Source organism: Acetobacter sacchari (assembly GCF_017377715.1).
Taxonomy (GTDB): domain Bacteria; phylum Pseudomonadota; class Alphaproteobacteria; order Acetobacterales; family Acetobacteraceae; genus Acetobacter; species Acetobacter sacchari.
Window position 1 is genome coordinate 43,208 of sequence record NZ_JAFVMF010000007.1, and the last position, 23,851, is coordinate 67,058.

The window sequence follows — 23,851 nt, forward strand, 5'->3', positions numbered from 1 at the left end:
CCCGTACCGCCGTTCACGGCAGAAGCGGTTGCGCTTAAAGCCCGTATGGCTGAGGATGCGCGGATTAGCCGGAATCCGCACAAGGTGTCGCTCGCCTACACCGAGGACAGCATTGGGCGGAACCCTGCCGAGTCCATTGTCGCACGCGAGCAGATCGTAGGATTCCTTGCAGGCAAATGGGCGCGGGAGATGGGGTGCCGCCTCATCAAGGAAGTCTGGACGCACGAAGGGCGCCGCTTCGCCTAAAGTGGCGAGACGACAGCGGGCAATGGTTCTGGTCCCACGGTAATGAGAACTGGCAGTTCGACGACGCCGGGCTGATGGCGTTGTGGACTGCATTGGTCAACGACGTGCCGGTCACTGAAACGGAGCAGCTGTATCACCGGCCGCAGGACGTTCGCCCTGACGATCGTCCGTCGCAAAGCCAACTGGCTCTCCAGGGAACACAACCGACGCGACGATGCGTTTGAAAGCTGGCGCGGCCTTTTGTCTTCGTCAGTTTATTGGAGCCCGGCTTTACTGCCTGGCTGCGTCTTCGCCGGTCATCGTTTCGGCGAAGCGCACAGGCTGGTCTGTCACGATGATATCTACAGGCTCGTCGAGCAGCGCCTGCAATTTCGCCGGATCGTCAGGCGTCGTCGGGCCGTCGGCAATAACCGCTTCGGCGTCGTGATGGGCCAGGGCGAACAGCTCCGGCGTCGCGGAGGCGGGCAGATAAGCGGCGAACCGATGCGAGCCCACAAGGCGTCGGGCGTGCTGTTCCTCGCGCGCCGAGCGCACGGGAAGAGCGATCATCATGCCGCCGTCGGCGGCCATGGCGGTGCGCGCTTCAGCGTCGTTGGTCGCGGCGAGAATGACGTGATGACGCATATCCGCGGCCCGAATGGCCTGCGCCACATGCTTCGGGGTCGCGCCATGCAGGGAGAGCATAACCAGTTTGCGTCCCTTGCGGGACGCGGAAAGCGCGCTGGAGAGCGATTGCGTCCCGCCGCCGACGGTCAACAGTCCGGCGGTCGATTCGAAAACGTCCAGCCTGACCATCGCGGGCGCATACTGGCGCCCGGTCAGCAGATCCGTGGGGATGGCCGCATTGGCGACCGCGCCGGGGAGAATCGCCGACATGGCGCCGCCCGAAGTAAGCGGCCCAACCAGCGTGGCCGTGGCGGCGTCGCCACTCGCGCAGACGAGCATGCCGTGATGGATGCGCGACAGAATGGCGTCAGCGCGGGATTCCCGCCAGACGAGCAGACCGCCGGCGACGCCAAGGGCGCACATCGCGATAGCGGCCTTGCGCATGCAACGGCGCATGACCACCGGGCGCGCCACGCCGCTGTTCTTGCAGTCGCAGACAGAGCGCGAAGGAGCGACGTCGAGTGTGAGGACGTCAGGATCAGGCATGGGCCTCTTCCCGTGTTTGGCTTCCAGCCATGGCGGACGCGCGTTCAAGATCGACCGAGAGCACACGGCTTACGCCGCGCTCCTGCATCGTTACTCCGAACAGACGGTCCATATGGGCCATGGTGAGTTGATGATGTGTCACAACAAGAAAACGCGTTCCGGCTTCACTGGCCATGTCGCCCAACAGGGCGCAGAAACGACCAACATTGGCGTCGTCGAGAGGCGCGTCAACCTCGTCGAGCACGCATATCGGCGCTGGATTGCACCTGAATACAGCAAAAATCAATGATAAAGCTGTCAGCGCCTGCTCGCCGCCCGACAACAGCGACAGGGTGGCGAGTTTCTTCCCGGGCGGCTGTGCGTAGATTTCAAGCCCGGCCTGAAGCGGGTCGTCGCTGCCCACAAGGCCAAGATGCGCACGCCCGCCGCCGAACATCCGCGAGAACAGCGACTGGAAATGCTGGTCGACTTGCGTGAATACGGCCATCAGCCGCTCCCGGCCTTCCTTGTTCAACGCGCCGATCGAACCGCGAAGGCGGGCGATGGCGGTTTCCAGCTCACCATGTTCGCGCTGGATAGTGTCGATATGGGTCTGGGCTTCTTGCGCTTCAATATCGGCGCGCAGGTTGACCGGCCCCATGTCCTCCCGCTCACGCGTCAGGCGTGCGATCTTGCGGCGAAGGCTGGTTTCGGCGGACTCGGTCAGATCGCTGACCGGGGCGAGCGGCGGTTCAGGGGTTTCGGCCAGCAGCTGGTCGAGAATGGCTCGGGCCTGTTCGCTCTTGCCTTCGCTGCGCAGCACGTCCTCGCGCGCCGCAGCCAGCGCGGCTTCGGCGCGACGGCGCTCGTCCTGTGCGTTGCGAATGCGGGTTTCGGCGGCGTCGCGTGCGGAATCCGCCGCCAGAAAAACAGCTTCGGCTTCCGCCAGCGCCGAAGCGCTGCTCTCACGCAGACGTTGAGCTTCGGCGGGCAGGGCAGAGACCGTCGCGTGCTCACCGGACGCCGCCTGCACGCGCGCCTCGACGTCGTTCAGGGCCGTGCGGGTTGAGGCTTCGCGCGCGGTCCATTCAGAGATTGACGCCTTGAGGGCGGTCACGCGCGTGGCGAGCGAACCTGCTTCCGCCAAGAGTGTCGCGCGTAGCTCCCGCGCCGCCTGCTCTTCGGCGCGAAGGGCCGTCACCCGCTCGCGCAGAGTTTCGACGTTCGCCGGATCGACTGCCGAGGCTTCAGATGTGGCGACGTCGCGGCGGGCGGCCTCAAGCGCCTCGCGCGCTTCGAGCAGTTCCTGCTCCATCGCCGCGCGGCGAGGCTCGAGCGCGGAAATTCTTGCACCGAGTTCGAGGGAGAGCTCCTGCGTCGCGCGGTGGGTCGCGCGCGCTGCTTCGCCGGAGGCTTCAGCAGTTTCTGCGGCGGCGCGGGCTTCCGTAAGCGCCACGTCGGCTGCACGCGTCTCGGCCTCGGCGGCCTGAAGCGCGGTCGCCGCAGCCTGCGGGTCAGCGGCTTCGCCAAGCGCACTCTCCGCCGCGGCGATGGCTGCCTCGGCGGTGGCGACTTCATCGCTCAGTCGAGCCAGTTCCGGGAGAATGGTGGCGAGGCGCGCTTCAGCCGAACCGTGCCGCGCCTCTGTTTCCTGTGCGCGTTTGCGGGCCGCGTCGAGCGCCTGCTCCGCACGCTGTCGCTCCGTTCTGCGTGCGGTTTCGGCCTGCGCGGCGCGCTGGTCGCGCTCGCGCGCGCCGTCATGTGCGGCACGCAGCGCAGCCGGATCAGGCAGAGCGCCCTGAGTTTGCTGCGCCTCGGCGAGCGTCTGTCTCGCCGCTTCCTGAGCCTGCGTCGCGCGCTCATGCTGTGGGCGCACGGCGTCAAGCCGCGCCTTCGCTGCGCCATGACGTCGGGCGACGTCGGCCTCCTGTGAGCGGGCCTTGCCCAGCGCAGCCTCGACGGCTGCGCGCGTGGCGCGAGCGGCTTTGACCGCGTCGGACGCGTCTTGCGCCGTGCGGACGGCGTCAGCGGCCAGGCGTTCGGCCTCCGGCAATGACGCGGCGAGATCCTGAAGCCGCTGCTCGGCTTCCCGCAAGACGCGGCGCTGGGCGAGGCGTAGTGCGGCCGCGCTGGGCAGGCCCGCCCGCATATGCAGCCCGTCCCATCTCCACAACGCTCCGGCGCGCGTGACCAGGCACTGGCCTGCCGCGAGGCCTGAAGCGAGGCGTTCAGCGTCGGCGTCTTCGACCAGGCCCGCCAACGACAGGGCGCGCGTCAGCACGTCCGGCGCCGTGACAAGCGCAGCGAGCGGCGTGGCCTCGGGAGGAAGGGGCGGGGGAGCCGCAAGCGGCGGCAGGTCGCGCCAGTTGCGTGGGGCGTTCGGAGAGGCCAGCGCCTCCGGGGCGTCGAGCCCTTCCGCGAGTGCAGCCGCCAGCGCAGCTTCCAGCCCGTCCGGGACAGTCAGCAGGTCGGAGACTGGCGCACCACCCGCGTCCTGTTCTTCTCCGCCCTTCAGCGCTTCGGCAAGACCTTCGGCCTGTGCACGGACACGGGTCTGTTCAGCCTTCAGCGCGCCAAGAGCGGCGTCGTGCTCTCGGGCAGTCGTCGTCGCTTCGCTCTGGGCGCGATCGGCGGCCTCCAGCGTCTGCTCGATCTCGCTCAGGCGCTGCTCTTCCGCTGCACGCGCCGTCTGGGCTGTGGAGAGGACATCGTCGGGAACCTCGTCGCGGATGGCGACCTGCAAGTCGCGCGACAGGGTCGCCGCCTCCTGCTCAGCTCGTCGCAGCGCAGCTTCGGCGGCGCGCAGAGCGTCCGCAGCCGCCGCGCGAATCGTGTTGTCTTCCTGTGCGCGAGCGCGCGCCTCGACCAGCGCCGCGCCCGCGGCTGCGCGCTCAACCTCGGCGGCCTCCAGCGCAGCTCCGGCGGCGGCGCGTTGCGATTCCGCTTCGGCGAGTGCTGTGGCAAACGCGGCGCGGGCCTCTTCCGGGACCAATCCGGCTTCGGTTTCCGCCTTGCGGCGCGCCAGCGTATCCCGATCCTGTTGCAGGGTCTTCAACCGCGCGGCGGCGCTGTCGCGCGCAGTCCTGCGTTCCGCATGTCGGGCGCGGGCGGTTTCCGCCGCGTTGCGGGCGATGGACAGTGCAAGTTGCGCGTCACTGCGACGTTGGGTTGCTTCTTCGAGCGCCCCGCGTTGGGCGGCGAGCGTGGCGATGGCCGCAGCGATAGCCTCTTCCTGCGCCGTCAGACTTCCCGCATCGGGCAGGTCGGCTTTGAGACTTTCGTAATCGCTATCCAAAGTCGCGCGAGTCTCGACAAGGCGGTTATGGCGCACGGTGGCGACCTGCAGCCCGGCCTGCGCCTGATCCAGTCTGGCGCGTGCGGCGGAAGCCTCTCCTGTAGCGCGCTCAAGTGTGTCCAACGCTTCGGCGATCGCCGTCTGCATGGTCGCCGTCGCTCGATCGGCGTCTGCCTGCTTTTCTGGCAGAGCCGCGGTGGCTGCTTCGGTGTCAGCGATCTCGGCGGTCAGGCGCTGCAGTGTTTCTTGCGCGTCGTTGTGGCGGGCCAGCGCGGCGTCATGGTCAGCCTGGCTCTGCTTCAGTCTTTCGGCGGCGGCGCGAGCGGTTTCAGCGGCGCGTTCCTCTTCCCGGGCGACGCCTTCGGCGGCGACGCGGCGGCGCTCCAGCGCGGTTCGCGCGGCGTCGGCGGCTTCGCGCAGGGCGGGGAGGGCTTTTCCTGCTTCGAAGTCGCCGATGACGGAGGTTTCGGCGGCTTCCTCGGCGGCGATCAGCCCCTTGCGGGCTGCGGCCGTCGCTTCGATGGCGCGCTCCACCTGTTGGCGCGCGCGGGCATGGAGCAGGGCGAGCAACGAGGTTTCTGATTCGCGCAGCGACGCCGAAATATCCCGATAACGGGCTGCTTGCTCCGACTGTCCGGTCAACCCTTCGAGGCGGGATTCAAGCTGGGTTCGGAGATCCTCTGCACGGGTGAGATTCGTCTCGGTCGCGCGCAGCTTCAGTTCGGCTTCATGGCGGCGGGCGTGCAGGCCGGTGATGCCCGCCGCTTCTTCGAGGATAGTGCGGCGTTCTTCCGGGCGCGCGCCGACCAGCATGGCGACGCGGCCCTGACTGACCATAGCCGACGATCGTGCGCCGGAGGCGAGGTCCGCGAAAAGCGTCTGTACGTCCCGGCCACGGATGGTTTTGCCGTTCAGGCGATAATCGCTGCCTGAGCCGCGTTCGGCGCGGCGGGTGACCTGCAGGTCGTCCACGTCAGCGAACGCTCCGGGGCCAAGTCCCTTGGCGTTTTCGAGCGTCAGCGTGACTTCGGCCAGATTGCGGGCCGGGCGATTGGCGGTGCCTGCGAAGATCAGGTCGTCCATTTCTCCGCCGCGCAGGGAGCGGGCGGAGGTTTCGCCCATCGCCCAGCGCAGGGCTTCCACGACGTTTGATTTGCCGCACCCGTTCGGGCCGACGATCCCGGTCAGGCCGGGAAGGATATCGACGCTGATCGGTTCAGCGAAACTCTTGAATCCCGCAATGCGGAGCTGGACGAAACGCGCGCTCATGGATGGAAATCACCGTCCGCCACAAAGCTGGAATGCGGCGGTGCGCAGGGCGGGCGAGCGCGACGTGCGGGGAGCGTTCAAGGGGCGCGCGAGCCTTACTGCGCCGCGTGGACGCCGACGGCCTTTTCGGCGTCGGCGACTTTCTGGGCGAACGCGTCATAGGTCAGCTCGCCCTGACGGTACACGTCGTCGTTGAAGCGGAAGGTCGGCGTGCTGTCGATCTTGTACGCGGCTTCGGCCCGGTTCTGCTCGGCGAGGATGGCGTTTTGCAGGGTGACGTCGTTGACGACGCGGTCGAAATTATCGGCCGACATCCCGGCGAGCGCCGACATCTTGCGAAGCTGGTCCTCGGGGTTGCCATCCTGAACGAACGCCCAGCGATCCTGGTTGGACAAGAGAGAGAGAACGAACGCTTCGTAACGCTCCGGCGGCAGCGCCCGCGCGACCTGCGCAGCCATCAACGCCACGCGATCGAGCGGGAAATCGCAGAAGACATAGCGGATGCGGCCCGCGTCGATCAGCTTCTTACGGATGTCGGGGAACACGTCCATCGCGAAGCGCGCGCAGTGAGTACAGGTCAGGGAGAACCATTCCTCCACCACGACCTTGGCGTTCGCGGAGCCGAACGAGCGTTGGGCCATGCGCGGATCGACGGCGTCGGCCAGTGCGAATCGTGGCGCAAGCGTAGCTGCGGGCGCGGACAGACTGGCGGCGAGAAGGACGCGGCGGGAAAGCTGCATGGATTCAGGCTCCGGCGTAGACGGTTCTCGGGCGCGGCGGTCGCGTCCGTTCGGGGGGGCTGGCGAAACTGGCTTAGCTCATGGCCGCACCGGGAGGGGAGCGTCAAGACTGCGCGACGATGGCTCGCTTCCCGCTGTACTGGCTGTCGCCACAATTCGGCGGCATGATGCGCATGCGCCGGGTCACGGCGTCCTGGCAGTTTAGGATTATATCGATGCGTAAAGTTCTGACGGCGACTCTCGCCGTAACCATGATGGCGGGTTCACTTTCCGTCGCCAACGCCGAACCCGGCGGCTGCATCAAATATGGCGCGGCGGGCGCTGTTGGCGGTCATCTGGCTAATCACGGCGTGCTCGGGGCCGTCGGCGGCTGCGTGACCGGCATGTATGTCCGTCACAAATACCGCAAGGAAGCGAAGGCGAAGGCCGCTCTGTACGATCAGGAGCATCCGGGCGTGAAAGGGTCGTACGCTCAGAAGGCGACCGCCTACGACGTCGAGCACTCGGCGCAGCCTGGAAACATGGGCTCGGCGGCTCAACCGGGCGTCCAGTCGTCGCCCGGGCCAGGGGCGGATACGACGTCGACACATATGTAAAATTGTAAGCGTCGAGACGCGGGTGGATCTTTTTCCCGCGTAGCTGCTCCATCGTGGCTGGGTCTCAAAGATCCGGAGACGGTGGAGAGGGTTGCTTACGGGGTCCCATCAAGGAGGCTTGCTCTGACGCAGCCTCCGACCTTTTTCCGTAATCGCCGGTCTCCGCGTACGGTGATCGAATCTGCGTCGCCCAGGGCGTCGCGCCGCAGACGGCATGGCCCCTTAAATGCCACTCTTTGGCGATTACAGTGTATGGGGTTGTGCGTTGTCCAGCCAGGGAACATCCGGGACGCCGTGGGCCGCGCGCCATGCGTCTATGGCTGTTCTGTCCAAGGCTGAAATCGTCGCGACATAGGCGTCGGCGACGAACTTCTCGCCAGCGTCCGCATAGTGCGGAATATCTTCGCCCCGCGCCTGTCTCTGGGCAATGTCCGCCACGATGAGTGCAAGCACTGTGGGCGGCGTTGCGCGCTTGATGAACCTGAAGCCCTCCCACCCCAAAATGGCTTCGCGATCAAGCTCCACATGTGACGATATGGATTGGCCGGGCTTTGGCGGCAGGCAGCAGACAGCCTTGCCGGAATGCGGGCTGCGCAATCCGATATCGCCTTGTTCACCATGCGAAAGCCTGAATGACAGAACCGAAGAAACGCGGCAATCGCGGGTAAGGTGCAGGGAGACGACAGGCTCCGTTGCGACCAGATAGACAACGTCTGGCTGCGCTTCGACGATGAGGGCGGAGAGTGTGACCAGACCTGTTTCCGCTTTGGGGGATCGCGTCTGGACGATGCTTCCGGTGCGGGCGTCGTAGCACAGTTGCATTCCCTCGCCGGTATGCAACTCCAATTGACGGAAGGCGGGCGAGAGAGACGAGGTCGCGACGACTGCCTGATCCGTCATGCGGTGCGGGAAGACGAGGGCGAGGGCGCGTCGTGCGAGAGAGTTCTGCACGCTGTGGACGATCTGGAACATTCGCCAGTGTCGTGCGTCGAGGCCCGGGGAGAACACGTTGTTTGTGTCGTGATAGACGAAGAGTCCGATATTGACCCGAGCTTCTCGCAGATCGCTGCGTCGCGCCACCTTCCTTACGTAGTGCTCAGCACTGCGGACGATGTAATGGCGGACCGTTGCGACGCTCCAGTCCGGGCGTCCGGCAATGCGTTCGGGATATTCGCCCGACCACTCCACGTCTTCGCCGGAAGGAAGCACGTAACGACCGCGCACATGAAAGCGATGGGGGTTCATGTATTCGGTCGCCGTGGCTTTCGGGCGAATGAAGGATTTGACGATACTGTTCTCTTCCAGATCCTCGGTCGAATGACTCAGGTAGCTTTCAAATACGTTCGGCGTTGACGGTTTGAGGACGTGGCCGCCGCTGCCGAAGCAGGTCCAGTTGATGGCGATTCCGTCAACGTCCGGATAACGGGCGAGGAAATCGTGAACGTTCTCGCCTGATTTGATGTCGAGATATTCGTCGGCGTCGAGGAAGGCGACTCAGTCGAATTCGGCGCGCACCTCTTCCAGTGCGGCCATATACGTCAAATTCTGGCGTTGATTGAAGCGCAGCGCCGGAAGGGCTTTGCGGCAGCGGACGTCCACCGACCACGCCGCCGCTTGCACGAGTTCACGTGTTCCGTCGGTTGAGTCGTCGTCGTAGACGAATACGGTATCGAAACCGATGGCGAAGTGCCATGCGAGCCACCAGACGATGTCCTCCACTTCGTTTTTTACGAAAAGGACGGCAGCGACTTTCGTCATTTAAAATCCTGGAGAGATAAAGCGTCAAAGAGGGCAGGGACTGCTCTTGGGCACATTATTGAACATTGGGAAGGGGGAAACGGAATTGTATCATTAATAATATTTGTATAAAAATTTATATTTATGGATGTTTATAGAATATGAGTATCGATTTTCAATCTACTCCGGGTTTCAGTCAAGCATGAGCGCTATTGGCCGCAGGGCGCTTACACATGCAGGTCGCCAGATCCCTCTCACGCCGCTCCCAGAGCGTGAGTCTGCCCGGACGGATCGACGATCACGCCGGATTCGAGGTCGACATAATCCGGCCCGAGCGGCGCCTTGCCATGGCCGCCCGGGATATCGAGGACGTAAGTGGGCCATGCGAGACCCGTCACGCGACCACGCAGCGATGCGAGCAACGCACGTCCTTCCTCGATGGGCACATGAAACCGCGCGGTGCCGGGCGCCCGGTCCAGCTGGTGGAGGTAGTAAGGCTTGACGCGCCGCTCGACCATGGCTCGGAACAGGCCTTCCAACGCCATGCTGCTGTCGTTGACTCCGCGCAGCAACACGGACTGACCGAGCACGGGAACGCCTCGGCGGATGATCGTGCGTATGGCGACGTCGCCAGCCTGCGTGAATTCGCGGGCGTGATTGGCGTGCAGCGCCAGCCAAAGCGCGCGGTCGGTCTCCAGCGCGTCAAGCAACTCGCCGTTGATCCGTTCGGGCGCGGCGAGGGGAACGCGGCTGTGAATGCGTATGGTGGTGATGTGCGGAATTGCGTTCAGTCGCGCCATGATGGTCGAGAGGCGCCGTGGAGACAGCATCAGCGGATCGCCGCCGGTCAGAATCACTTCGCGGATTTCGGCGTGATCGGACAGCCAGCCAAGAGCGCGATCCAGATCTTCGTCGCCGAGCAGGCCGCCATCCGGGCCGACATGTTCCCGGCGGAAGCAGAACCGGCAGTAAAGCGGACACACCAGAAGCGGCTTGAGCAACGCTCGGTCGGCGTAACGTCGCACGATGCCCGGCACAGGCGACAGCGCGTCGTCGGCGATAGGATCGGCGTCCTCGTCGGGAGACAGAATCAGTTCGTCGGCGTGCGGTATGACCTGCAGGCCGATCGGATCGTCCGGACGCTCGATCAGGGCGCGAAAGGTGTCCGGAATGGCGGTGGCGTAGCGTTGGGACACTCGGGTTACGTCCGCGAGGGCGTCGCGGTCGATCAGCCCCGATTCGAGCAGGTCCCCCGGTGTGCGCAACGTCCGTTGCGCGCGGGCGGCGTTGCGGGCGTGCGACTGCGTCGGCGCCTCGTGACGGGCGTCGGGAGATATGGAGGCCTCGGGCATGAGCGGTCTTTACCGTTCCCGGCCCCGCGCGCGCAACCGCGCGGACGAAAGGCGGCGTTGCGGTCGCTTGAGGCTGCGGCGATAAGGGGCGGTTTCGAGACCTGCGCCTGCGCAGCAGGCGTCTTTCACTAGTCTGCTTTCGGTCGTTCTGGCGTAAGGAGATACGAGGCGTGCGGCCGTGGGTCGACGTGGGCCGGGGGCATCTGGCGCAAGGAAAACCTGAGTGGGATCGGTGGCGTCGCGTAATTATTGCGAGCGCCGGAGAGCAGGGGGGCTAGTCATGGAAAGCGGCGGCGCAGGCCAGAAGGGACGGTCTCCAGCCGCGGTCGGAGCGCGAACAGCCCCGGACAGGATCGCCGAGCGCCTTCCTCTGCTCCGCAGGCGCGCCCTGCTGGTGCGCGCGGTCCGGGCGTTCTTCGATGGGCGCGGATATCTGGAGGTCGAGACGCCCTATGCCGTTCCGGCGCCGGGCGAGGAGACGCATCTATACCCGTTCGCTACGCGGCGTGAGTTTCCGGACGGCGGCGTGGAGGATCTGTTCCTCCACACCAGCCCCGAATTTGCGATGAAACGCATCGTCGCGGCGACAGGGCTGCCGGTCTTTCAGCTCGCTCGCGTATGGCGGAATGGCGAAGGAAGCGATCTGCACGCGGCCGAGTTCACCATGCTGGAATGGTATCGGCCGGGGGCCTCTCTCGCTTCGCTAATGGATGAGACGGAGGCGCTGACGCGCCTCGCTCTGCCGCTGACGATCCATCGGGGCGGTCGGGACATTCCCATCGACTTGCCATTCGAGAGGCTGACGGTCGCGGAGGCGTTTCATCAGTATGTCGGCGCCGACGTGCTCGAAACGGCCGAGGATGCGGCGGGGCTTGCGGCGCAGGCCGGTTGCGTCCTGCGGGACAGGGAGACGTGGGAGGATCTGTTTTTCCGTCTGCTTCTCGAACGTGTGGAGCCTGTCATCGGGCGTGACCGTCCGACCTTTCTGACCCACTGGCCGGTAAGTCAGGCGGCGCTGGCGCGTGTCTGTCCTGACGATCCGCGCGCGGCCCTGCGCTTCGAGCTTTATATAGGCGGGGTCGAGCTTGCGAACGCCTTTGAAGAGCTGACTGATGCGACAGAGCAGAGACGTCGCTTCGGTATCGACCGAGGGCGTCGCAGGTCGCTTTATCCATCACGCCCGGACTGGCCGCTCGACGAAGCCCTTCTCGACGCGCTGCCAGATATGCCGCCGACCTCCGGCATCGCGCTCGGCTTCGACCGGCTGGTTATGCTCGCGACCGGAGCGCCACGACTTGCTGATATCTTGTGGCTTTAGGGATTTCGCGTAACTTAGGCGCGCGCCAGTCGTTAGGAAATTCAGAGCCGCTACCGGCGCGGCTCCGCCGGACGGGCGCGCCGGCGTTGAGCATAGACAACCAGTGAGGGGCGAGCTGATGAAATCCAAGCGTCTCTGCGCAGTGGCGGCGGCGGCCGTCCTCACAGCCTGTTCATCCGGCCCGAGCGCCGAACAGCGCGCCCAGCTCAATACGCTGATCGGCAAGACCGAGGTCGACGTGATCCGCGCCTATGGCGTACCGACGCGAACCTTCCAGGCATCTGGCCACACCTTCCTCGCCTACATCGACAACCAGACCAGTTACTCGCCAGGAACCGGCAGCGCCTGGGGCTGGGGCTGGGGCGGTAGCCCCGGTTGGGGCGGCGGCGGCTGGGGCTGGGGCGGCGGCATGGGCGGCTGGGGTAATGGCTGGGGCGGCGGTTGGGGCGGCGGCGGCGGAATGCCGCCCAGCTACTACAACAGCTCCTGCCAGACGACTTTTGAACTCGCCAACGGCGTAGTGTCCGGTTGGACGATGCGCGGCGATGGTTGCTAGGTCTGCGGTTTGAAACTGGACGCCATGTGCGACTTTCGCTCCGGAGACGGCTTTACGTCTTCGAAACCGGGCGCGAATACACTCGGCGTGAGCCGTGTCGGTTGTGATGCGGTTGAATATCAATGATTGAAAACGTGAGGAACGGGATGCTGCCAGGTCTGGCTGGACGGTTCGGCGTGGCGGGGCTCGTCCTCGGAACGGCTCTGTCACTTGGAGGATGCGAAAGTTCCGCGAGGCAGGACCCTTATACGAAGCCCACCGGCACCTGCTCCTTCATGGCCCCCACGGTGTCCGGCGCCAGAACCTACGCCCCCAAAGGCGCCGCGCCAGACAGCGCGATCGCGTATCCGGACCCTGAAACGCCGATCTACTGCGACCGTCCGATCTCCGAATCGCTGATGGCCGCCATCGAACTGGCTGATTATCGCAAGGCCCTGCAGGACGCGGATCTGTTCAGGCTCCTGCAGCGCAATGGGCCATTCACGGTGTTCGCCATCCCGAACAGCCCACTGGAACATTATTCCACACAGTTCCCGGGCGGAATTCTGGCTCCGGCGAACGCTCCGGCCCTGAAGGCGCTTCTGTCCTACACGATCGTCGAGGGGAATTGGCCCGCGGTGAAGATCGCACAGGAGATCGCGCATTCGCCGAACGGTGCGTTTGCGCTGCCGACCATTGGCGGCGCCTCCATCGTTGCTACGGTCGAGGCGTCGAGCGGTCAGATCGTGCTGTCCAACGGAGCGGGCGTCGTGACGCGGCTGTGGGTCACAGGCGCGCCGCAGTCGAACGGGACGCTGTATTTCGTGCAGTCGCTTCTGCCGCCGCCCGCGGTGCACAGCACGCCCGCATCGGCTCCGGCAGGACGGCGCTGAAACAGCCTTTTCGTCTCGAGCGACGCGGGCCTGCGTTCCGGTAGAAAAAGCAAGCAGCCTGCGGAGGCCCCGTCGTGACGAAAACCGTCCTGCTTTCTAACGCCTATGTGGCGACCATGGACGGCCAGCGCCGGGAGTTGCCCGGCGGCTGGGTTCTGGTCACGGACAATCAGATTACGGCAGTGGGAGCCGCCACGGACCCGGAGCCCGAGGCGTCGGAGCGCATCGATCTCGCCGGGCACGTGCTGCTGCCCGGCCTGATCAACACCCACCACCACATGTACCAGACTCTGACCCGCGCCGTGCCGGAGGCGCAGGACGTGTCGCTGTTCGGCTGGCTGCGTGCGCTGTATCCGATCTGGGCGCGTCTGACGCCGGAGATGATCCGGGCCTCTACACGCACAGCAATGGCGGAACTTCTGCTGTCGGGCTGCACGACCAGCAGCGATCATCTCTATCTGTTTCCCAATGGCGCTTGCTTGGACGACCAGATCGAGGCAGCCGAGGAGATGGGCATGCGCTTCCACGCCGCGCGCGGCTCCATGAGCGTTGGCGAAAGCGACGGGGGCCTGCCGCCGGACGCGCTGGTCGAGAACGAGCGTTCGATTCTGGCCGATACGCAACGCGTGATCGAGCGGTGGCATGACGCCTCGCGCTTCTCGATGCGACGGGTTGTCGTCGCGCCGTGTTCGCCGTTTTCGGTCAGTGAGGGGCTGATGCGCGACGCGGCGTTGCTCGCCCGCGCCACAGGCACGACCCTGCACACGCATCTCGCCGAGAACGATAGCGACGTCTCCTACAGCCTGGAGAAATTCGGAAAGACGCCTGCCCGTTACGCGGAAGATCTCGGCTGGCTTGGCGAGGGCGTGTGGCACGCGCATTGCGTGAAACTCGATCAGGACGGCATTTCGAGGTTTGCGGCGACGCGAACAGGCGTCGCGCATTGCCCCTGCTCGAACATGCGTCTGGGCTCGGGCATTGCGCCGGTGCGCAGGATGCGCGCGGCGGGAGTGCCGGTGGCGCTAGGCGTTGACGGTTCGGCGTCGAACGACGGCGGCCACATGCTGGGCGAGGCGCGACAGGCGATGCTGCTGGGCCGCGTGCTGGATCAGACGAACGGGCCGTTGCTGGGTGCGCGCGAGGTGCTGGAGATCGCGACGCGGGGAGGGGCTCGGGTGCTTGGCCGCGATGACGTCGGGACGATTGAGCCCGGTATGGCGGCGGACCTCGCGGCGTTCGATATCTCGGGGATCGAGCACGCGGGGGCGCAGTGCGATCCGCTCGCGGCGTTGCTGTTCTGCTCGCCGGTGCGTGCGGCGCTGACGATGGTGAACGGTCAGGTGCTGGTGCGTGGCGGGGTTTTACTGGTCGCGGATGAGCGTGGGTTGGTGGCGGACCATAACCGGCTTGCTCGGGATCTGCTTAATGGGTGAGTCGCAGGGTTGCCTTCTTTTTCTTAAGAGAAAGAAACAAAAAGACTTTTCTGTTTTGATAGATGTTGTGTCGGTCGGGTCTTTCTCATAGCCGGGAAACTGAGGCCGTCATTTTGACTGCTTCGGGGTAAGCGGACGGTCCGGTCATCGGTAATGAAGAGAGAAAGTCGTCAGACTGACACTTAACTGATCTCCAGAAAGTTTTCATCTCTACACACGGCTAAACAGCGGTACTATTCGAGGATTAGTTGGAGCGGGGGTTGCGCTCGAATACGTTCTAACAGGCGCTCCTTTAATTGTGAATCAGAGCGGGCGACCTCTATGAGGTTGTTAAGCGCCGTCCGCACGTCATTAATAAAGGGAATAAAATTCAGGATTACAGTATCATCACGAGGCGGGGCCTTTTGAGCGGGGATTAGGTTACCCACCCCATGCCCGATCATAATTGATCCAGTCCGACCCCGCCCACTGGGCTCGCCATACAAGCTGAAGGCATGTGCCAAACCACATCTGAGAGTGCGATACATCTGCTCCGGCAAGTCATTGGAGCCACTTCTATAGGTGAATTGGGAATATGCTTTCGGAAAAAACTGATTGATGAAAGACGTGAAATATTCATTCCCTGATTGGTATTTTAATTTTCCTGTTTTTTGATCTGTGACTTGAATCTTGGTTAGGGAGGCAAGATAGTCCAAGGATACCGACAGCCCCACAAAATCCCAGACGGTACCACGACTGTCTCTTTCTAGTTCTAAAAATCTTTCAAGCATATAACTCTTAAATTTTTCGAGTTCATCATTGTTCTCTAAATTCATAAGTCCAGACTTACTATTTAGGTTTCAGAGCAGATTAAATCTCTTGTTTCAGTGGTCATTGAGGCAGATTCTGTTTCGAAAATGTCAGTGTGACAGGTTTGCGGCCGGCATGAGAGGCGAAAGCTGACGTATTTGCCCATGAAGTAATCGTTCACAAAAAAGCCCCTCGTCCAAACAAGGGGCTCTTCCGTTTTCAACTCTGCCGCGGCCCTCAGGCAACCTACCCCTGCGCTGCAACAATACCTGCACGCACCGCGTCCAGCGCCGCATCGGCGGCCCCAACGTCCGGTCCGCCAGCCTGCGCCATGTCGCGCCGCCCGCCGCCGCCCTTGCCGCCCAGCGCGGCGCTTGCGGCGCGGACGAGGGCCACTGCGTCGATGGCTTCCGGCAGTTCCGGGTTCACGGACACCACTACGGTTCCCTTGCCGTCGGCGGTGGAGACAAGCGCCACCACGCCCACGCCGATCTGCTTACCGATGGTCTCGGCCAGCCCCTTTAGTTCACGCGCGGGCGTGTCGCCGATGTTGCGGCCTGCGAACGGAACGCCAGCGATGGTCTCGACGCCTGCGGCTTCGGTTCCACCGGCTGCGAGCTTGCGCTGCAGATCAGCGATGCGCTTTTCCATCGCCTTGCGCTCTTCGAGGATCGTCGCCAGCCGCTCTGGCGCTTCCGCGGCGTTAACGCGCAGCATGGCGGCGATCTGGAACAGCCGCTCGTCATTCAGGTTGGCGGCGGCTTCGGCGGCGGGACCGGCGAGGGCTTCGATCCGACGGACGCCCGCCGACACGCCGCTTTCCGAGGAAATGCGAAACAGGCCGATATCGCCGGTGCGCGCGACATGGGTGCCGCCGCACAGTTCCACGGACCAGCCGGACTTGTCGTCGGAGGCGCCCATGGAGACGACGCGGACCTCGTCGCCGTATTTCTCGCCGAACAGGGCCATGGCGCCTTCGGCGACGGCCTGCTCCGGCGTCATGATGCGCGTCGTCACCGCGGTGTTTTCACGGATGCGGGCGTTCACCTCGGCTTCGACCTCGGCCAGTTCCTCGCGCGTGATCGGGCGCGGCTGGCTGACGTCGAAACGCAGGCGGTCCGGCGCGTTCAGGCTGCCTTTCTGCGTGACGTGTTCGCCCAGACGCCGACGCAGCGCCTCGTGCAGCAGATGCGTCGCGGAGTGGTGGGCGCGAATCGCGCTGCGCCGCGTATGATCGACGACGGCGTGGATGGCGAGGCCGGGCTTCACGGTTCCTTCGGTGATCGTGCCGTAATGCACCAGCAGGTCGCCGAGCTTCTTTTGCGTGTCGGTGACGGCGATGCGAACGCCCGGCGCGGTGATCTCGCCCGTGTCGCCGACCTGTCCGCCGCTTTCGCCGTAGAACGGAGTCTGGTTGAGCAGGATGGCGACCTGTTCGCCGGGACCTGCGCTCTCGACCAGACGGTCGCCGAGCGCGATCGCCTGAATCTCGCCGTCCGCGACTTCAGTGCTGTAGCCGAGGAACTCGCTCGCGCCGAAACGGTCGCGCGCTTCGAACCAGACGGTCTCCGTCGCGGTGTCGCCGGAGCCGGTCCACGCCGCGCGGGCGCGCTCGCGCTGCTGCTTCATCGCGGCGTCGAAACCCTCGACGTCGACCGTGTGGCCGCTGGAACGCAGCGCGTCCTGCGTCAGGTCGAGCGGGAAGCCGAATGTGTCATACAGCTTGAAGGCCACGTCGCCGGGCAGGGCGCCGCCCGATGGCAGCTTGTCGGTTTCTTCGCCGAGCAGGCCGAGGCCGCGTCCAAGCATCGCCTTGAAGCGCTCTTCCTCGCCGAGCATTGTCTCACGGATCAGCGCCTCGGCCTGTCCCAGTTCGGGGTAGGCGGCGCCCATCTGACGGATCAGCGCGGGCAGCAGTTTGTAGAAGACCGGATCGGTCGTGCCCATCATGTGCAGATGCCGCATGGCGCGGCGCATGATGCGGCGCAGCACGTAGCCGCGTCCATCCTTTGCGGGCAGGACGCCGTCGGCGATCAGGAAGGCGGTGGAGCGCAGGTGATCGGCGATCACGCGATGGCTGGACTTGAACTGTCCGTCCGGGTCCTGTCCGGTCGCGTCGGCGGAGGCGAGGATCAGGGCGCGCAGCGTGTCGGTGTCGTAATTGTCGCGCTTGCCCTGCATGATCGCGGCGAAGCGTTCAAGGCCCATGCCGGTGTCGATCGACGGACGCGGCAGCGGCGTGCGCGTGCCTGGCGGGTCTTCGAAGAACTGCATGAACACGAGGTTCCAGATCTCGACGAAGCGGTCTCCGTCCTCATCAGGCGAGCCCGGCGGGCCGCCCGGAACGTCAGGGCCGTGGTCGTAAAAGATCTCGGAACAGGGGCCGCAGGGGCCGACGTCGCCCATGCGCCAGAAATTGTCGGAGGTGGGGATGCGGATGATGCGGTCGTCGGAAAGACCGGCGATCTTGCGCCAGAGCGCCGCCGCGTCTTCGTCTTCCGAGTAGACGGTGACCAGCAGCTTGTCTTTCGGCAGCGCGAAATCACGCGTGATCAGGTTCCACGCAAGTTCGATGGCGAGCGGCTTGAAGTAATCGCCGAACGAGAAATTGCCCATCATCTCGAAGAACGTGTGATGGCGCGCGGTATAGCCGACGTTGTCGAGGTCGTTGTGCTTGCCGCCTGCGCGGACGACTTTCTGCGCTGTCGTGGCCCGGTTGTAGGGGCGCGTTTCCTGCCCTGTGAAAACGTTCTTGAACTGCACCATTCCGGCGTTGGTGAACAACAGCGTCGGGTCGTTGCGGGGAACGAGGGGGGAGGACGGCACGATCTGGTGCCCCTGCGACGCGAAATAATCGAGGAACGCGGCGCGGATGTCGTTTGTCGTAGGCATGGCGGCGGACGGATATCCCGGGGATATGGATGCGTGGCGCCCGAGGACAGCCGCGCGGCCGAAAGATGGTCGGAAACTGGTTCTCAGGCAGATTTAACCTAGTCGAGGCCGCCCCGGAAGTGTCGGGGACGACGCTCTGCTCGCCAGAACGGATTTATGCAGCGGCGCTGTCTTCTGAATCGGGTTTTTCTGCGCTGGTCAGACCCGTCGCGATCTCGGCCAGATCAAGGGCGGACTGGGGTGGCCGTTCGCGAAAAACAAGACGTTGGCTGAGATTGAAATTCGCCAGCATTCCCGTGAGCGACCCGACGGCGATGGCTACGACCGGGTGCTGGACGCAGAATGGCTCCAGATAAAACAGCAGATAGACCGCACCGCGATTGAGGAGAAAGCCGAGGCTGTTGGCTGTCAGAAACCGAAGCCACTGCAGCACTGGATGTTCGTCCAGCCCGACGCCACGGAACGTCCAGAGACGATTGGCCAGCCAATTGAGTGAGGCGGCGACGAAATAGGCCGCAAGGGTTGCCAGACCTAGCCCGATAACTGGGCGAAGCGCGTAGACCGTGCCGGTATCCCAGAGAAAACCGAGGCTGCCGATTACGCCGAACTTCAGGAATCGCTGCACCTGGGCGAGGTGCTGGGCGGAGAGAGGCGGAAGGGCGGGGGCCATGTCACCTTAGATCCTGATCGCGTGAAGCTGCCGTGGCAAGGCGCACTGAAAGCAAGGTGTTTCGCAGCGGACGATAGGCAAGAAAAAAGGGCGCCGAATGGCGCCCTTTCCTCCGATATCCAGACTGGATCGACGAGTCGATCAGTGCAGGATGATCTCGACGCGACGGTTCTGCGGCTCGCGGGTGTTCGGACCCGTCGGGACCAGCGGGTGCTGCTCGCCGTAGCCGTGAATGTCGATGGCGGTCGCCGGAACGCCGTCACGGATCAGTTCAGCCTTCACGCTGTCAGCGCGGCGGATGGACAGGCCCATGTTATACTTCGCACCCGAAGCGCCGCCACGAGCCGACGAGTTGTCGGTGTAGCCGTTGACTTCGATGCGGGTCGTCTGAACGTGCGTCGAAGCCTGAGCAGCTTCGGCGACGATCTGGCGAGCGCGCGCCGTGAGGATCGACTTATCCCAGTCGAAGAACACGAGGTACGTGCGAGCCGGAGCAACGACCGGCGGCGGAGCAACCGGAGCCGGCGGCGGCGGCGGCGGAGCCGTGTCGAACGCGTAACGCAGGCTCAGGATGAACTGATGGTTGAAGCGGTGATCAAAGTTCACGTTGCCCTTGTGAATCCCGGACGGGTTCCACGAGGTCGACGAATAGGAACCGTCCGTGAACGTCTGGCCGATCATGCGGTATTCGGTCGTGATCGCGAGGCCCGGAACCGACGGAATGTCGTAAGCCGCACCGACGATGCCCTGATAGGCGAAGCCACCGTTCGTTCCGCCGACGCGGTTCACGTTGCCGTTCGCGTAGGTGGTGGTGATCGGGTTGTAATGCTGCCACAGGTAACCGGCGCCAACACCGACAAACGGCGTGATCGGCGCATCGATGCCGAACTGCTTCAGGTCAATGTCATACAGGACGTTGACGAAGCCGCCATAGGACTGATCGCTGCCGCTGGTCGAGCCCGCGACAGGCGTCGCGTTGCGGTGATTGATCTGCGAGTAGTTGTAGACGCCTTCGAGTTCAGCGCGGAGGCCGTTGCCGAAGCCCCAACCGAACGCGCCGAAGCCCGTGAAGCCGTCCTTGTGACGGAACTTCGAGGACGTGCCGGAATTGGATTCAGATCCGTCCGCCTGCGTCGTCGGGGAGAAGTGAGCGTGCTGGGTCTGGGTCAGATCATAGCCGCCACCGAGATTGATATAGGGGCCAGTGATCGTCGTGGCCGATGCAGCCACAGGCGCCGCGGCCATCAAGGTTGTTGCGAGTAACGCCGTGCGGAGACGCATTTTTTCGTCCTCTTCCCTCATCTGTCGGGGCTGACGCCTACCATCGGCGTGTCAGCCCCCGCAAGATGTCTGAAAGCCCTATAGGGCCAGCGGTTCCTTCAATGGAACCCGCTGTTTAGCGCTATCAGACATTACAAGCCATAAGCGTGTTTTATATGCAACACTTCATTTCGGTAGGCAAAAATTTAGGCAGAAAATAAGGCGGCCGAAACGACCGCCCTTCAAGCATATCCCTGCTTATGGCGCTTTTAATACGCCGACGCGCAGATTGGCATTAAAATCATGCCCATAACGTGTTCGTTTTCGTAATAGTTTTGCTTCTCAGCTATTCGCCAGGTGCATCGCTAATGTTCACGGCGCCGTCTTCGATCAGAACCTGGCGCACCAGAGACATCGGCACATCGCGAGAACTGAACGCCTGTCCGATGCCCTTCACCAGAACGAAGCTCAGCTTTCCGTCGCTCATCTTCTTGTCACGCGCCATGTGGGCGACAAGCGCATCCGCCGTGACGGCGCGGGCGAGCGACGAGATGCGCGATGGCATCTCATGCGCCTCGAGATGTGCGGTCACGCGGTCGAGGTCTTCCTGCGGGCAGACGCCAAGCCGCACTGAGAGCAGGAAGGCCAGACGCAGGCCGATCGAGACTGCTTCGCCGTGCAGCAGGCTGCCGTCGTAACCCATCTCCGCTTCCAGCGCGTGCCCGAACGTGTGGCCGAGATTCAGGAGCGCCCGACCGCCGTCGGAGCGGCGTTCGAATTCATCGTCTGCAACCACCGACGCTTTGAATGCGCAGGCGCGCTCAACTGCTTCCGTCAGGGCCCCGGCGTCCTGGGAGAGAACGGCCGAGGCGTTCGCTTCGCACCACGCAAACAGCTCAGGATCGCTGATCAGTCCGGCCTTGAGGATTTCGGCGTAACCAGCGACCAACTCCCGCTGAGGCAGGGTGCGTAGAGTGGAAACGTCCGCGAGAACTGCGATCGGTTGATGAAACGCGCCGAGAAGATTCTTGCCCCAACTCGTATTGATTCCGGTCTTTCCGCCAACCGACGAATCGACCTGAGACAGCAGGGTGGTCGGGATCTGCGCGAACGGCAGCCCGCGCAACGTTGTCGCGGCTACGAATCCGGCGAGGTCCCCAACGATTCCGCCGCCGAAGGCGATGATCGTCGTCCGGCGTTCCACGCCCGATTCCAGCACGGCGTCCGTTACACGTTTGTACTCTTCGAGAGATTTCGATCGCTCTCCGGGAGGAACGATCACGGTTTGCGAATGGATTCCCGAATCAGAAAGGGAGTCGAGCAGGCTTTGCAGATGAAGCGAGGCGACTGTTTCGTCCGTGATCACGACGACTCGCGGTTGGGGAAGCAGCGGCGCCAGCAGCAGGCCGGCGCGGGCCAGCAGGCTGGAGCCGATCACAACTTCGTATGACGCTCTTTCAAGCGTGATCGCGAGGCGGTGAGGCCGTCTGTTTTGCGCCAGCGCCTCGATGACTCGTGATGTCCCGTTATCCACGTTGTCGTCTCCACATTGCACGATGACATCTGCTTCCGCGTATATCGGGTGGCGTTCTGTCATCAGTCTTTCCAGCACCTCTTTGGGACGTGCGTCGTTCAGCAGGGGGCGATGCGAGCGTCCGGCGACCCGCCTCACCAGCATCGGCAGGGGGCAGCGCAACCACACCGACGTCGCGCGTTCCCTAATCAGCGCCCGGGTTTCGGCGTTCATGAACGCGCCGCCTCCGGTGGCCAGGACGCATGGCGGCCCATCGAGCAGGCGTCGGATCACGCGTCGTTCGCCCTCACGAAACGCCTGCTCTCCATAAAGGCGGAATACGTCGCTGATAGAGCAACCGGCGGCCCGCTCTATTTCGGCGTCGGCGTCAACGAAGCCGAGCATCAGGCGTTCGGCCAGCCTGCGGCCGATCGTGCTTTTTCCGGCGCCCATAAGGCCGATCAAAACGATGCTGCGTCCGGAAAGAGGCCCGAATCCGGCGGCTGAGCGCACCGCGTCGAGATTGAGCGGCAGGTCGAGCGGCGTCGTGACGGCGTCCGCGTCTTCGTTTTCCGAATAGACGTCGGCGGCTTCGGCGTTGGTATGGGCTTGGCGAGTGCGTGACATGGGCGGCATCGTAACATAGAGCGGGAGAAGACCCGCTATTGCGTGGAGGCCGGGCGCGAGCCCGACAGTTTTGGAGCATAGAGACAGGAATGCGTCGACTCGTCATCATTGTGGCCGCTCTGGTCGTCGTAATTCTCGTCGGAGGGATAGCGATGCTGGGAACTTCGCCGCAGCCCCCCGTCCAGCAGGTCGTTCATAAAAACCTGCCGTCCAGCGCATTCGCCTCCAGCGCGCCACCTGCGGAAGCGCTTCCGAACGTCATTCCGCCGGGTGCGATGACGGCTCCCGCGGCATCCGTCCCGGCCGTTACGGCCCCGTCGGCGGCTTCTCCGGTCCCTTCGTCGACATCGGCGGCTTCCGGGCGCTGAGGCCGTGCGCGGCCGGGCGGGCGCTTGTGCGGTTCATCGTCGGCTACGGCTGTATGGTCGCCAATAAAAGGCGGAACCAACAGTGACCGGCGGTCTGGTGGACGCTTTTCTCGAAATGCTTGCGGCGGAGCGCGGCACCGCTCCGGCGACGTTGGCCGCGTACGCGCGCGATCTTTCTGAATGCTCCGACAGCCTCGCCGCGCGGGGCGAAGCCTTGCCGGACGCTTCTGGCGAGGGGTTGCAGGCATGGGTGGCGGAGATGGGCGCCGCAGGGTTATCGCGCCGCACGATCAGCCGCCGTGTTTCCTGCGTCCGACAATATTTTCTCTTCCTGCTCCGGGACGGTCGACGGACTGACAATCCAGCGGCCAGACTCGATGCGCCGTCACCGCATGACTCGCTTCCGAAATTTCTCTCTGAGGCGGAGGTTCTGTCGCTCATCAGAGCTTGTCGCCCTGACGAGAGGGCGACGCCGGAATTGGCGCGTAGGCTGTTGGTCGGGCGTGCGGCGATAGAGCTGCTCTATTCAACCGGGCTTCGTGTTTCAGAGTTGCTGGCGCTGCGCAGGGTCGCCTTTCGGGATCGCGCGCGAATGCTTCTTGTAAGAGGCAAAGGCGGTCGGGAGCGATTGGTTCCGTTATCGGACCCCGCACGGGAGGCGGCAACGGCGTTGATGCGTGCGGACGAAATGAAGGACAGCCCGTTTGTTTTTCCCGGGCGCAATCCGCTGCGCGCGCTCACACGGCAGGGTTTTGACAAGATCCTTGCGGACATCGCTATTCGGGCGGATCTCGATGTCGCGCGGTTGTCGCCGCACACGCTGAGGCATTCGTTCGCGACGCATATGCTCGCACACGGTGCGGATTTACGGACGCTGCAGACATTGCTTGGGCACGCCGACATAGCGACAACACAAATATATACGCATGTGCAGGCCGACAGGCTGCGCGAGATCGTGCTCGCTCATCATCCACTGGGAGAGAGTGCCGACTCGGTAGAAGACGACGCGTCGCCCTCAGAAGGTGGTTGATCCGCCGACGATCTGAGGACCACGAGGGACGAGGGTTGGGCTTTAGCGTCCGCATGCCGAAGGTGTGTGGCCGGGGCTGTCTGGCGCGCCGATGACGACAAAACCCCCGTATCGCCACGACTCGCTGCGCGTTTCCTGCTGGTACGGACCTGCCAAA

The 23,851-nt window shown here is 64.0% G+C and carries 18 protein-coding genes and 1 pseudogene; 8 read left to right on the forward strand and 11 right to left on the reverse strand.

The window, feature by feature from the left end; all coding sequences use genetic code 11:
• Nucleotides 1-45 precede the first annotated feature (45 nt).
• A pseudogene (locus tag J2D73_RS07575) lies at nucleotides 46-470 on the forward strand (DUF1348 family protein).
• A gap of 46 nt (nucleotides 471-516) precedes the next feature.
• Here J2D73_RS07575 and J2D73_RS07580 read toward each other — a convergent pair.
• From J2D73_RS07580 to J2D73_RS07590, 3 genes are all read right to left on the reverse strand, one after another.
• Nucleotides 517-1,398 (reverse strand): PI-PLC domain-containing protein, encoded by an 882-nt coding sequence (locus tag J2D73_RS07580; protein ID WP_207881002.1) that lies wholly within the window; start codon nucleotides 1,396-1,398, stop codon nucleotides 517-519.
• On the reverse strand, nucleotides 1,391-5,941 hold the full coding sequence (locus J2D73_RS07585; RefSeq protein ID WP_207881003.1) for an AAA family ATPase: 4,551 nt from the start codon (nucleotides 5,939-5,941) through the stop codon (nucleotides 1,391-1,393). The genes J2D73_RS07580 and J2D73_RS07585 overlap by 8 nt, the downstream gene beginning before the upstream one ends.
• A 95-nt stretch (nucleotides 5,942-6,036) precedes the next feature.
• On the reverse strand, nucleotides 6,037-6,681 hold the full coding sequence (locus J2D73_RS07590; RefSeq protein ID WP_207881004.1) for a thioredoxin domain-containing protein: 645 nt from the start codon (nucleotides 6,679-6,681) through the stop codon (nucleotides 6,037-6,039).
• A gap of 215 nt (nucleotides 6,682-6,896) precedes the next feature.
• On the opposite strand from J2D73_RS07590, the gene J2D73_RS07595 reads away from it, so the two are divergent.
• Nucleotides 6,897-7,277, forward strand: coding sequence for a hypothetical protein (locus J2D73_RS07595; protein WP_207881005.1), 381 nt, complete (start codon nucleotides 6,897-6,899; stop codon nucleotides 7,275-7,277).
• A gap of 243 nt (nucleotides 7,278-7,520) precedes the next feature.
• Here the strand turns inward: J2D73_RS07595 and J2D73_RS07600 are convergent, their stop codons facing one another.
• From J2D73_RS07600 to J2D73_RS07610, 3 genes are all read right to left on the reverse strand, one after another.
• Nucleotides 7,521-8,522 (reverse strand): hypothetical protein, encoded by a 1,002-nt coding sequence (locus J2D73_RS07600; protein ID WP_207881006.1) that lies wholly within the window; start codon nucleotides 8,520-8,522, stop codon nucleotides 7,521-7,523.
• A gap of 249 nt (nucleotides 8,523-8,771) precedes the next feature.
• Nucleotides 8,772-9,035 (reverse strand): glycosyltransferase family 2 protein, encoded by a 264-nt coding sequence (locus tag J2D73_RS07605; protein WP_207881007.1) that lies wholly within the window; start codon nucleotides 9,033-9,035, stop codon nucleotides 8,772-8,774.
• A 233-nt stretch (nucleotides 9,036-9,268) separates the two neighbouring features.
• Nucleotides 9,269-10,366 (reverse strand): lysine-2,3-aminomutase-like protein, encoded by a 1,098-nt coding sequence (locus tag J2D73_RS07610; protein ID WP_207881008.1) that lies wholly within the window; start codon nucleotides 10,364-10,366, stop codon nucleotides 9,269-9,271.
• 280 nt (nucleotides 10,367-10,646) lie between these two features.
• Here J2D73_RS07610 and epmA point away from each other — a divergent pair, with 280 nt between their 5' ends.
• The 4 genes from epmA (at nucleotide 10,647) to J2D73_RS07630 (ending at nucleotide 14,545) form a co-directional block, all read left to right on the forward strand.
• The gene (epmA, locus tag J2D73_RS07615) at nucleotides 10,647-11,684 is read left to right on the forward strand and encodes an EF-P lysine aminoacylase EpmA (protein WP_207881134.1); all 1,038 of its coding nucleotides are present in this window, start codon (nucleotides 10,647-10,649) and stop codon (nucleotides 11,682-11,684) included.
• 118 nt (nucleotides 11,685-11,802) lie between these two features.
• The gene (locus tag J2D73_RS07620; RefSeq protein WP_207881009.1) at nucleotides 11,803-12,240 is read left to right on the forward strand and encodes a hypothetical protein; all 438 of its coding nucleotides are present in this window, start codon (nucleotides 11,803-11,805) and stop codon (nucleotides 12,238-12,240) included.
• A 122-nt stretch (nucleotides 12,241-12,362) separates the two neighbouring features.
• A complete protein-coding gene (locus J2D73_RS07625) occupies nucleotides 12,363-13,112 on the forward strand; it encodes a fasciclin domain-containing protein (protein ID WP_207881010.1) in 750 nt (249 codons plus the stop codon).
• 74 nt (nucleotides 13,113-13,186) lie between these two features.
• The gene (locus tag J2D73_RS07630) at nucleotides 13,187-14,545 is read left to right on the forward strand and encodes an 8-oxoguanine deaminase (protein WP_207881011.1); all 1,359 of its coding nucleotides are present in this window, start codon (nucleotides 13,187-13,189) and stop codon (nucleotides 14,543-14,545) included.
• Nucleotides 14,546-14,778: 233 nt separating this feature from the next.
• Here J2D73_RS07630 and J2D73_RS07635 read toward each other — a convergent pair whose 3' ends face one another.
• The 5 genes from J2D73_RS07635 to aroB all read right to left on the reverse strand — a co-directional run bounded on the left by J2D73_RS07635 (nucleotide 14,779) and on the right by aroB (nucleotide 22,296).
• Nucleotides 14,779-15,360, reverse strand: coding sequence for a hypothetical protein (locus J2D73_RS07635; protein ID WP_207881012.1), 582 nt, complete (start codon nucleotides 15,358-15,360; stop codon nucleotides 14,779-14,781).
• A gap of 220 nt (nucleotides 15,361-15,580) precedes the next feature.
• Nucleotides 15,581-18,226, reverse strand: a complete 2,646-nt coding sequence (gene alaS / locus J2D73_RS07640) for an alanine--tRNA ligase (protein ID WP_207881013.1) — start codon at nucleotides 18,224-18,226, stop codon at nucleotides 15,581-15,583.
• Nucleotides 18,227-18,380: 154 nt separating this feature from the next.
• Entirely contained in the window at nucleotides 18,381-18,896 is a 516-nt protein-coding gene (locus J2D73_RS07645; RefSeq protein ID WP_207881014.1) for a GtrA family protein, read from the reverse strand.
• Nucleotides 18,897-19,037: 141 nt separating this feature from the next.
• Nucleotides 19,038-20,177, reverse strand: coding sequence for an OmpA family protein (locus tag J2D73_RS07650; protein WP_207881015.1), 1,140 nt, complete (start codon nucleotides 20,175-20,177; stop codon nucleotides 19,038-19,040).
• 325 nt (nucleotides 20,178-20,502) lie between these two features.
• Nucleotides 20,503-22,296 (reverse strand): 3-dehydroquinate synthase, encoded by a 1,794-nt coding sequence (aroB, locus tag J2D73_RS07655; RefSeq protein ID WP_207881016.1) that lies wholly within the window; start codon nucleotides 22,294-22,296, stop codon nucleotides 20,503-20,505.
• 89 nt (nucleotides 22,297-22,385) lie between these two features.
• Between aroB and J2D73_RS07660 the strand changes: the two genes are divergently transcribed.
• On the forward strand, nucleotides 22,386-22,664 hold the full coding sequence (locus tag J2D73_RS07660; protein ID WP_207881017.1) for a hypothetical protein: 279 nt from the start codon (nucleotides 22,386-22,388) through the stop codon (nucleotides 22,662-22,664).
• An 82-nt stretch (nucleotides 22,665-22,746) separates the two neighbouring features.
• On the forward strand, nucleotides 22,747-23,694 hold the full coding sequence (locus J2D73_RS07665; protein WP_207881018.1) for a tyrosine recombinase: 948 nt from the start codon (nucleotides 22,747-22,749) through the stop codon (nucleotides 23,692-23,694).
• Nucleotides 23,695-23,851: the final 157 nt, after the last annotated feature.

Excerpts from the sequence above, each read along its gene's own strand:
- J2D73_RS07580 (WP_207881002.1), bottom strand. The coding sequence starts at position 1,398 with ATGCCTGATCCTGACGTCCTCACACTCGACGTCGCTCCTTCGCGCTCT.
- J2D73_RS07585 (WP_207881003.1), bottom strand. The coding sequence starts at position 5,941 with ATGAGCGCGCGTTTCGTCCAGCTCCGCATTGCGGGATTCAAGAGTTTC.
- J2D73_RS07590 (WP_207881004.1), bottom strand. The coding sequence starts at position 6,681 with ATGCAGCTTTCCCGCCGCGTCCTTCTCGCCGCCAGTCTGTCCGCGCCC.
- J2D73_RS07595 (WP_207881005.1), top strand. The coding sequence starts at position 6,897 with ATGCGTAAAGTTCTGACGGCGACTCTCGCCGTAACCATGATGGCGGGT.
- J2D73_RS07600 (WP_207881006.1), bottom strand. The coding sequence starts at position 8,522 with ATGAACCCCCATCGCTTTCATGTGCGCGGTCGTTACGTGCTTCCTTCC.
- J2D73_RS07605 (WP_207881007.1), bottom strand. The coding sequence starts at position 9,035 with ATGACGAAAGTCGCTGCCGTCCTTTTCGTAAAAAACGAAGTGGAGGAC.
- J2D73_RS07610 (WP_207881008.1), bottom strand. The coding sequence starts at position 10,366 with ATGCCCGAGGCCTCCATATCTCCCGACGCCCGTCACGAGGCGCCGACG.
- epmA (WP_207881134.1), top strand. The coding sequence starts at position 10,647 with ATGGAAAGCGGCGGCGCAGGCCAGAAGGGACGGTCTCCAGCCGCGGTC.
- J2D73_RS07620 (WP_207881009.1), top strand. The coding sequence starts at position 11,803 with ATGAAATCCAAGCGTCTCTGCGCAGTGGCGGCGGCGGCCGTCCTCACA.
- J2D73_RS07625 (WP_207881010.1), top strand. The coding sequence starts at position 12,363 with ATGATTGAAAACGTGAGGAACGGGATGCTGCCAGGTCTGGCTGGACGG.
- J2D73_RS07635 (WP_207881012.1), bottom strand. The coding sequence starts at position 15,360 with ATGAATTTAGAGAACAATGATGAACTCGAAAAATTTAAGAGTTATATG.
- alaS (WP_207881013.1), bottom strand. The coding sequence starts at position 18,226 with ATGCCTACGACAAACGACATCCGCGCCGCGTTCCTCGATTATTTCGCG.
- J2D73_RS07645 (WP_207881014.1), bottom strand. The coding sequence starts at position 18,896 with ATGGCCCCCGCCCTTCCGCCTCTCTCCGCCCAGCACCTCGCCCAGGTG.
- J2D73_RS07650 (WP_207881015.1), bottom strand. The coding sequence starts at position 20,177 with ATGCGTCTCCGCACGGCGTTACTCGCAACAACCTTGATGGCCGCGGCG.
- aroB (WP_207881016.1), bottom strand. The coding sequence starts at position 22,296 with ATGTCACGCACTCGCCAAGCCCATACCAACGCCGAAGCCGCCGACGTC.
- J2D73_RS07660 (WP_207881017.1), top strand. The coding sequence starts at position 22,386 with ATGCGTCGACTCGTCATCATTGTGGCCGCTCTGGTCGTCGTAATTCTC.